We start from the raw sequence: 1889 nt of genomic DNA on the forward strand, positions 1-1889 counted from the left end.
CACAGGATCGTCTGCCACAAAGAAAGCCTGTCCCTTGCCCGGATGCACGTAGCACTCCAGCTCCGTGAGCCCCGCCACATCGAGCCCCATGCGCTGGGACTGAGCCAGGGAAGCCGCCGCAATGCGCGAGCGCTCCAGCTCGCTGTAGCCACCCAGAGTCGGCTCTTGCTGCACACGGTCGTGGAAGGCCGCGATGCGGGAATCGGCATGCCGGGACAGTGCGGACACCTCGGAGTGCTCGGGCTGGGAGGTATGTGTGACTACGCAGCTGTGAACGCCCATTGGAGCGCCTAGCGAAGAAGACAATATGTGGTCTGATTGAGATTGGCCTTTGTGTGGATCATTTTTTAAATGAGGGATCACGCTGTGCTCTGCGTGTGCCAGTTTGAGCAAATCTGATTTTTCGTGCTGAATGCGTTTTTCCAAGCTATGCCAAAGTTCAGGAGAATTTCTGAAGTGCTGATGCACATGCTTCAGCTTGTAGTCTTGCACGGCCTCAATCCATTGAGCATCGGAAGTGTGCCTGATATCATGGCCTTTTAAGGCCGCTTCAAAAATATCAGAAGCTTTGCTTCCATATTGCACTGACGTACTCCATAGCATGTCATGAACGGCTTTCCCTCTCGTATCTATGGGGATGCCATGTTTCTTGAGTTGCTGTAATTCTGGTTTGTAATGAGTCTGTTCAATGAATGCATGTTCTGCTTGTCGGAAAGCGGGATCATGCAAGGCGAGATCACGCCACTTCGAGTTGAAGGCCTGTGTTGCAGGATGTAGTCCTGAAAAATATTCTTCATATTTGGAATGATGAAGAAATTTTTGAAGAGTTCCCATCTTGCTTGATAACTGATACGCGCCATAAGAAACGCCACCATGGTCACCTCTGCCGGTCGAGATGGTGGATATCCCCCGATTGCCAGTTTCATACTTGGAAGATGTTTGTCCAAGATGCCAGTGACTCATGATTTCTTTGGGTGTTTTAGACGAATTTTCCATGATATTTGCCTTGAGGAAGTGATGGCAAGAATAGGGAAATGGGGCGTATCAATAATTCATTTGAGCGATTCGAGTTCTTTTGCTCTTTGTTCAGTGCTTTTGCGATAGCATTCGCGTACCGCCAGATCTTCTAGGGTGCCACCTTCTGTGTCTGCATAGGAATTGCAGTTTGCATCTCGAAATTTTATCCATAAGCGTTGAGCCTCCTGGATTTTCTTCTTTCTAGGTATTGACTTCTCTTGATTCATTAGATCCCTGTACGCCTTGTTCAGGCGCATGTCCTGAATATTGCTGTCTGCTGTTATGCAGTTGGATATTTCAGAGGTGACGCCGTTTGCTTTTTTGAGGCAGGTGCTGATGTTTGAATTTGTAGATGTTTTGGCAATTGCAATGGAGTACGTGATTGCGGCAAAAAATATAAGTATGTATTTTTTCAATTTTTATCCTGTTTGATTTTTTGAATGGGGCGTTGATATTTTTATATCAGTGCCATGCGGGATTGTGGCGTGTCTGGATTGAAGTGCAGATGTTGTTTATTTCTGGCGGTATGCGCCGTAGTCGTAACCGGAGCAATAAGCGTAGCTGTTTGTCTTTTTATTCAGACTGATTCTGCAGTTCTCTGCTCCATATTGTTTCTCACATGACTGCCCGGCCTCTTGTATGGCCAGCTGCGGATCATGATTGGTAGAGACAATGATTTTTTGAGGGGCATTGGCAGGCCAGCTGACGGCAGCGCAGGTGTTGTAGATGGTTTTTAATATCTTGCATGAATTTTGTGCACAAATTGCGATGGCTTTTTCTTCTGAAATTTTCCTGTTCGTATTTCCACCTCCACCCCAATAGACGCCAGCCTCTAATGAATTCACAGCCAGACTTCCGTAGTAAGGAGTGGA

3 protein-coding genes are annotated in these 1889 nt (G+C 47.0%); all 3 read right to left on the reverse strand.

The window, feature by feature from the left end; all coding sequences use genetic code 11:
* Positions 1–996: VgrG-related protein (locus ACP2WS_RS11210; RefSeq protein ID WP_465248524.1), on the reverse strand; the 996-nt coding region annotated here is incomplete at its 3' end.
* A gap of 56 nt (positions 997–1052) precedes the next feature.
* The gene (locus ACP2WS_RS11215; RefSeq protein ID WP_426460841.1) at positions 1053–1433 is read right to left on the reverse strand and encodes a lysozyme inhibitor LprI family protein; all 381 of its coding nucleotides are present in this window, start codon (positions 1431–1433) and stop codon (positions 1053–1055) included.
* Between the two features lie 96 nt (positions 1434–1529).
* A partial coding sequence (locus tag ACP2WS_RS11220) for a DUF4189 domain-containing protein (protein WP_426460842.1) occupies positions 1530–1889 on the reverse strand: 360 nt, incomplete at its 5' end.

It is taken from the genome of Brachymonas moutaii (nom. illeg.) (genome assembly GCF_049977365.1).
In the GTDB taxonomy this organism is placed as follows: domain Bacteria; phylum Pseudomonadota; class Gammaproteobacteria; order Burkholderiales; family Burkholderiaceae_C; genus Brachymonas.